4 protein-coding genes are annotated in these 7,874 nt (G+C 37.8%); all 4 read left to right on the top strand.

All coding sequences use genetic code 11. The features are described from left to right. The first annotated feature begins 271 nt into the window (after positions 1-271). The 4 genes from ABWO41_RS13180 to ABWO41_RS13165 all read left to right on the top strand — a co-directional run bounded on the left by ABWO41_RS13180 (position 272) and on the right by ABWO41_RS13165 (position 7,724). Positions 272-1,414 carry a FecR family protein gene (locus ABWO41_RS13180; protein WP_353138761.1) on the top strand — a complete coding sequence of 381 codons (1,143 nt, stop codon included), beginning with the start codon at positions 272-274 and terminating at the stop codon, positions 1,412-1,414. Between the two features lie 261 nt (positions 1,415-1,675). Next, on the top strand, positions 1,676-3,034 hold the full coding sequence (locus ABWO41_RS13175; protein ID WP_353138758.1) for an NHL domain-containing protein: 1,359 nt from the start codon (positions 1,676-1,678) through the stop codon (positions 3,032-3,034). A gap of 135 nt (positions 3,035-3,169) precedes the next feature. Then, positions 3,170-3,997: a GDSL-type esterase/lipase family protein gene (locus ABWO41_RS13170; protein WP_353138755.1), complete on the top strand. Its 828-nt coding sequence runs from the start codon at positions 3,170-3,172 to the stop codon at positions 3,995-3,997. A gap of 166 nt (positions 3,998-4,163) precedes the next feature. Then, on the top strand, positions 4,164-7,724 hold the full coding sequence (locus ABWO41_RS13165; RefSeq protein WP_353138752.1) for a TonB-dependent receptor: 3,561 nt from the start codon (positions 4,164-4,166) through the stop codon (positions 7,722-7,724). The last annotated feature ends 150 nt before the right edge of the window (positions 7,725-7,874 follow it).

Here is a 7,874-nt window from a genome sequence, read left to right as displayed (position 1 = left end):
GTCTTAATGTGGTATCTTATTAATAACAGAGTGTCCTATTATTAAGAGTGGCGTACCTGGCTATGAGATTCTTCCCGCACTCAAAGTGGGATCAGAATGATGCTGATTCTTTTAGGACTTAACCTCACCATTAGAGTAATACAACGTTAGTATTTCCTACCTTCAAGCCATTAATAAATAAGGTTTAAAGTGTATTTACGAAATCCTAAAAATATTTTTCCTTCTTTGGGGGTGGGGCTGCTATTTTGGGAACATACAATAGAAGAACATTATGAATAAAAAGGAAGAATTTAAAATATTGGTAGATAAATACCTGGAATCTAAGACATCCCTGTCCGAAGAACAACGCCTTTTTGCTTATTACGAAGCTTTACAAAAGCATAAAAAATGGGATAATAACTTAATGGGAGAACAGGAAGTTGTAGGCAAACGCTTGTATTCTAATATTCTTCAGGAAATAGCGAAAAAAGAACCAAAAAAATCGCTATTAAAGAAGTGGATGGTTGCAGCGGCAGCTATTGTGATACTGGGTTTTTCTGCTACACTTTATATATTATATCATAAAGAGACAAATAATGCAGTTACGCAACAACAAGATATTCTGCCTGGTGGCAATAAAGCGGTATTAACACTTGCAGACGGTACAACTATATCGTTGGATGATGCGGCTAATGGAGAACTGGCTAAACAGAAAAATACTATTGTCAGGAAAACAGAGGACGGCCAGCTAGTTTATATAAGGAAGTCGACTGCGCATTCAGAAACTATAGGGAAAGAAGTTCTTAATACCATTACAACACCTAAAGGTGGGCAATATCAGCTAATCCTGCCAGATGGAACGAAAGTGTGGCTTAATTCAATGTCTTCTTTAGAATTTCCTGCTGAGTTTAATGGAACAGAAAGAAATGTCGAACTAAAAGGAGAAGCCTATTTTGAAGTGGCAAAGAATAAGAAGATGGCTTTTAAAGTAAAAGTGGGGAATACAGTCGTAGAAGTATTGGGCACACATTTCAATGTAATGGCTTATGCAGATGAACAAAATTATAAGACCACTTTGCTAGAAGGTTCTGTAAAAGTGGGTATTGCATCAATTGGCAAATCTGTTATCCTTAGACCTGGACAGCAAGCCAGGATAGCAAAAAACAATGACATTAAAGTGCAAGAGGCTAATCTTGAAGAAACTGTTGCCTGGACAAATGGTTACTTCCAGTTTAGCCGTGAAAGTATTCAGGATATTATGAAAAAATTCGAAAGATGGTATGATATAGAAGTAGTATATGAAGGTGATATACCGAAAGAAGAATTTGTAGGAAAAATAAGGCGCGGTGTAACACTATCTCAAGCCTTGAAGATCTTAAAATTAAGTGAAGTTAATTTCAAAATAGAGGGGCGTAAAGTAACTGTTAGCGATTAACTCTGATAGTAAATAAAAAAGCCAGAAATGGGGAAACACTTCTGGCCATAAAGTTAGTTAAGATTAAATTTTGAACGAATCATAATAATAACAAACTCAACGTAAAGGTATGAAAAACTGGCATATTGAACAAGATAGTGGTTAACAGGAGTTTCTAAATCTCCATAGATGATTCTATTTCATCCTAAGAGCCATAAGCAGAAGAAAAGCTGATAAAGTGTAAGCTTTTAATTAATCTATAAACCGTTAATAAAAATCATCATGAGAAAAATTCTATTGTATTCGGTAATGGGGCTAATACTGTTGTCTTGTCAAAAAGAAAAGGTTAATCCAGGTATTATAGACCCGCCCGAAGAAGAAATTATATTAGGAGACCCTGTAATTACCACAATCTCACCCACACAGGGTGGTCCGCTTTCAGTCTTTACAATTACGGGAGATAATTTTAGTGCCAAAAAAGAAGAAAACGAAGTTACAATCAATGGTGTTACAGCCCGTATTATATCGGTAAATAAAACAACTATTCAGGTTGAAGTCCCCGAAAATGCGGAGACAGGGCCTGTAACAGTAAGGGTTGTTTCAAAAACAGTAACTGGTCCAGAATTTACAATTCTTAGAATTCCGGTATATGTTTATATAAGTGAAACTTTTGCCGGAAGCGGAGTAAAAGGTTATCAGGATGGAAACTCGGCAAGTGCACAGTTCAACCTTCCCGAAGGTGTGGATATGGATTCTAAAGGCAATATTTTTGTTGCGGACAGAGATAACCAGATTATTCGTAAAATAACCCCTGCAGGTGAGGTATCAACCATAGCGGGTGTTGTTGGAGAAAAAGGAGCGAATGACGGAGGTTTTGGCGTAGCAAAATTTTTTAGCCCTTTAAAAGTAGCTGTGGATGCTCAGGACAATATTTATGTAACAGATAGAGACAATCAAAAAATCCGTAAAATAGATGCTGTTACGGGTATGGTAACTACTGTTGCAGGCGATGGTACCAAAGGTTTTAAAGACGGACCTGCCGCAGAAGCTCAATTTAGTAATCCGATAGACGTTGCTGTAGCTGCTGATGGTACCATCTATGTATCCGAATCCGGAAACCACCGAATCCGTAAAATTTCAACAAATGGTACCGTTTCTACACTTGCCGGTAATGGTTCAGGAGGCTATAAAGATGGTATCGGTACAGAAGCACAATTAAATGATCCTTCGGGTGTAACTATTGATAAAGACGGAAACCTTCTGATAGCAGACCGTAGAAATCATCGCGTTCGTAAAATTACTCCTGCAGGTGTAGTAACTACTATTGCGGGTGGAAGTGCGGGCTATACAGATGGTCCGAGTGAAAGTGCCAGGTTTTCTCATCCCTGGGGCATTAGTGCAGGCAAAGACGGGGCTATATATGTGGCCGATGCAGGAAATAATGTTATTCGCATGATGAGTCCGGAAGGTATATGGACTACAATAGGTGGCGATTCGGGCAGAACAGCGGGACATGTAGACGGAACCTCGTCTAAGTATGATTATCCAACCGATTTGGTAGTAGATAACAAAACAGGCAATATCTATGTGGCCGGCTATAATAATCAGGCTATTCGCCGCATTGTTCGTACGGAAAAATAGAGCTAATAGATTAACAGATAGGAAATGATTGTAAGAGAATGGAGTTGAAGTGCACTTAATATTAAGTTAGCATTGGCTCCACTCTGCAAATGGGCAGTTAGTTAATAAAATAGCCTGATGTGAATTATAAGTACTATGGCTTTATTCAAAAAAATAGATACAGTTATGACATATGCAAAAATGAAAATATTCTTGTCTTTTATATGGCTGTCTTTAATTGCAGCTTGTGAAAAAGGCAATGCTGCCAAACAAAAAAGCACTGATTCTAAAGAGACAGAAATTCAGGTACCAAAAGAATCTATAGAAGATCCAATAGGAAATATTTCGACAACAATACCTGTGACACACACAAGAGATGCTTCTACTTATACCTGGGCTGTCCGGCATCAGGAAGTTTTAGCTTTAAATAAGCAGAGACCTCCAAAAATCGTGTTTATTGGAAATTCTATTTTACATTATTGGGGAGGCGAACCTACCGCGCCAATTACGAGGGGAGCAGATTCCTGGAACCAACATTTTAAACCTAAAGATGTAAGAAACCTGGGCTTCGGTTTTGACAGGATAGAAAATGCATTATGGCGTGTACATCATGGGGAACTGGATGGATACGCCGCTACGCATATTGTAGTGCTTATAGGTACAAATAATCTGTCTGTAAATACAGATGACGAAATTATTGAAGGCTTAGATTTTTTATTACAATCTGTAAAACGTCATCAACCAGATGCAAAGGTCATTTTAATGGGGATACTTCCCCGCAGAAATTACGAATCTCGCATTGCTACCCTTAATAATCGTACTGTAGAAATAGCAACGAAACTAAAATTACAGTATGTCAATGCCGGTGATTTACTATTAGGGACTAACGGTAAAATTAATGAGTCGCTTTTTAGTGATGGAGTACACCCTAATGCAGATGGATATAGATTACTGGCTCCATTTATTAATTCCTACCTATTGTAAAATCGAATAAAATGCGCCCTTAATATTAAGTATATGAGAGAAATATAAATTCTTTAGTTGCGGCTTAGCTTTTTAAGTTTAAGAAGTGGGGAAACACTTTTTTGAAAAGTTAAAATGTAAACATCCTTTGAACGAATCATGAATAATAACTAAACCATTGAATAGTATGAAATTTACTTTATATGGTAAAGTCGGTTTTAAAAGTACTTTACCTATTGTTCAAATTCTACGTGTTATGAAGTTGACCGCTTTATTAATAACTGTAGTAAGCCTACAGCTCAGCGCTTCGGGAGTACGCTCCCAAACCATAAGCTTATCGGGTAGTAATGTTTCCCTTGAGAGGATTTTCTCTGCGATAGAAAAGCAAAGTGGATATTTTTTCTTTTATAAATATAAGGAAATTGAAAATGCCAGACCTGTCAATGTTAACCTAAGAAATGTGACTTTGCAACAGGCTCTTGAACAGGCATTTAATGGGCAACCTTTTGTTTATTCTATAGAAGATAAAACAATTATTGTTAAAAAAATTAGTGAAAAGAAATCACCAGTTTCATTGCCTATCGATATAAAAGGCAAAGTAACTGATGAAAAAGGAGAGCCACTTCCGGGAGCTACTATTCGTGTAAAAAATACGACCCAAGTATTGATGACAGATACAAACGGTGATTTTAGTGTTAAAAACCTTGATGTCGATGCTATATTGATAGTTTCTTATACCGGTTTTGCACAAAAAGAAATACCTGTTAATGGTCGTACACAAATAACCATAGCATTAAGTGAAGACATGGCCAAACTGAATGAAGTTGTAGTGGTTGGGTATGGAACGCAGGAAAGAAGTAATCTTACAGGTGCAGTAGAGCAAATCAGCTCGAAAGATCTTGAGTTGCGCCCTGTAGCGAATATTGCAACTTCACTGCAAGGCCTGCTTCCTGGTTTAAATATTCAATCAAATAATGGGAACCCGGGATCAAATCCAGATATTAATATTAGAGGGTTCAACTCGATTAATGGTGGTAAGCCCTTGGTATTGATAGATGGTATAGAGGGCGATATCGACCGTGTGAATCCAATTGATATAGAAAATGTTACTGTGTTAAAAGATGCGGCGTCTTCTGCAATATATGGTGCAAGAGGTGCATTTGGAGTTATCCTGATCACTACCAAAAAAGGAAAAGAAGGCGAGATGACCTTAAATTATTCCAATAATTTTGGAACATCTACACCAACAGCTCGCAGAGATTTTCTTTCAGACCCATATTTATTTGCTAAAAATGCCGATGCCGGACTTAATGCTTATAATGGAACAACCTATACTGGTTATACCAGTGAAGAAGACTGGGAAAAACTCAGAAAAGTCGCTGCTGGAGAATTAGCACCCTTCAGGGAGTTACAGCCTGATGGTACTTACAAGTTTTTTGCAAGTACTGACTGGTATAGTTATCTTTTTAGAAAATGGCAACCTACGGAGACACATAACCTTTCTCTTTCTGGTGGATCTAATAAATTAAAAGGCTATTTATCTGGCAGATACTTTAAAACAAGCGGTATCCAAAATATTGTTAACGCTCCACTAAACAAATATAATGCAAAGGCTACACTAACATTTCAGGCTACCAAGTGGTTAGAAATAACTAATGATACACGCTTTGCAATTAGTGACCAAAAGGAGTATGGAGGATTTAGGACAGATTTTGGAAACGTCTTTGGTGGTAGTGCATGGCAACATCTACACGCTTTTCATCCAAACAAAATTAATGGTGTGCCTTTCAGTTTTACCGGTGGAGGAGCACATGCTGCTCTGGAAGATAAGAGTAATTGGATGCGTTTATATTCAGAACAGCTAATTAATACATTTAGTGCCAGGGCGACTCCTTTGAAAGGTATGGTATTGAATTTTGATTATAGTAATAGAATCAACCATATCGCTAATACGACAAGGATGAATACCTTTTCGCAGTTAACCGGTTCTGATGCACATATGGAAACTGTAGGTGTTAACCGCCTTACAGAAGATCGTAACCGGAATTATTACAACGCACTTAATATTTACGGAACATATAGGAAAGATGTAGCCAGAGATCATCATTTTAAATTGATGTTAGGATATAATCAGGAAGAATATGAATCTGATAATATTGTAACAGAACAGGGTGGTTTGTTATATAATGATTTAGCAAATCTTAATCTGGGAACTGAGCTATTGAGGGGTGATGGCTCTGCAAGTGTTTGGGCAGTACAAGGTATATTCGGACGTTTTAATTACGATTATAAAAACCGATACTTATTAGAGGTAAATGCTCGTTACGATGGTTCTTCACGTTTTCCCAGTGAAAGCAGGTGGGGGTTCTTTCCATCAGTATCCGGAGGATGGTATTTAAGCCGCGAGAAATTCTGGAAGCCTATACAAAACATTGTAAACTCCTTTAAAATAAGAGCTTCGTATGGTGAGCTCGGAAATCAAAATGTAGAGCTTAATACTTTTACGCAAACTATAGGTCTGGGGCAAAGACCATGGTTAGTTAATGGCTCTAAATTGAATTATGCGGGATTACCTTCACCTCTGCCAGGCGTAGTAAGCTGGGAAAAGACGAAAACAATCAATGTAGGTACAGATCTAAGCTTTCTTCAAAACAAATTAACGGCCTCTTTTGATTGGTATGAGAAGAGCACATCGGGAATGTATTTGCCAGGAGAACCTTTACCAGCTGTTTTTGGAGCAGCTGTTCCTAAAGAAAATATTGCCAGTTTACGCAACAGGGGGTTCGAGCTTAGTTTTGGCTATAACGACAAATTTGAGCTCAGTGGTTCTTCGCTTAATATCAGAGCGACAGCAAGTGTGTATAATTTCAACGGAGTTATTACAAAATATCCTAACCCCAATGGTATCATGAGTACTTTATGGGAGGGACAGCAGCTTGGACAAATATGGGGATACCGTGTTGCTGGGCAATTTCAGTCAGATCAAGAGGCAATTGCTTATATGAATTCTTTTGCCAACCCAACTAAAGACCTTGGTCAGGTATATTATTATATCATGAATGTGGTACAAAATGCAGCCTGGAAAGGTTTAAGAGCGGGAGATATTAAATTTCTGGATTTGAATGGAGATGGTGCCATTAACAAAGGTGATTATACTTTAGAAAATCATGGGGATATTAGGCCGATAGGAAATGCCATGCCACAATTTCCTTTTGGTTTTTCTTTCGGTGCAGATTGGAAAGGGTTTGATTTATCTATGGCCGGAGCAGGTGTAGTACGTCAGGATTGGTATCCAACGGGACATCTCTACTGGGGGTCTTATTACCGTCCTTATCTGTCTTTTGTAAGAAAGGATTTATTTAAAGATGCCTGGTCGCCAGAAAATCCGGGAGGAAAATATCCACAGATAGAACGGGCCTATGCCGCACAAAGTGATACCCGCTCATTAGCTACTGTTAATGATTATTATTTAACCAACCTTGGTTATTTGCGTATCAAAAATATTATGCTTGGGTATACATTACCGCAAAAGCTTACTCAGAAAGTTAATGTACAGAGACTTCGTGTATATTTTTCGGGGGAGAACATGTTTACATGGTCATTTGGAGGGTTAACTAAATATATGGACCCGGAACAAGCAGGATCTGGTATTGGGTTCAACGAGCCAAAAGATGCTGTAGGCCGCTCTAGCTCTACTGATTGGCCAATTGCAAAAACTTACTCCATAGGCGTTCTTTTAACACTATAAACGATTTATAAAATGGCTATAAATAATCATAAGATGAAGAGGTTATATATTATTGCAGTTATTGCTTTGCTTAGCTGTTTTACTGTTGCCTGTAATAAAGATTTTCTGGATAGATCTTCTAAGGACAAGATAAATGCAGAATTATTCTTC

The organism is Pseudopedobacter sp. (genome assembly GCF_040392825.1).
GTDB lineage: Bacteria > Bacteroidota > Bacteroidia > Sphingobacteriales > Sphingobacteriaceae > Pseudopedobacter.
Note: the sequence above shows the minus strand (reverse complement) of the source record. Positions and strands in the feature narration are given on the sequence as shown.

Bases quoted from the DNA above. Each gene is read 5' to 3' on its own strand.
- ABWO41_RS13180 (WP_353138761.1), top strand. From the start codon at position 272: ATGAATAAAAAGGAAGAATTTAAAATATTGGTAGATAAATACCTGGAA.
- ABWO41_RS13175 (WP_353138758.1), top strand. From the start codon at position 1,676: ATGAGAAAAATTCTATTGTATTCGGTAATGGGGCTAATACTGTTGTCT.
- ABWO41_RS13170 (WP_353138755.1), top strand. From the start codon at position 3,170: ATGGCTTTATTCAAAAAAATAGATACAGTTATGACATATGCAAAAATG.
- ABWO41_RS13165 (WP_353138752.1), top strand. From the start codon at position 4,164: ATGAAATTTACTTTATATGGTAAAGTCGGTTTTAAAAGTACTTTACCT.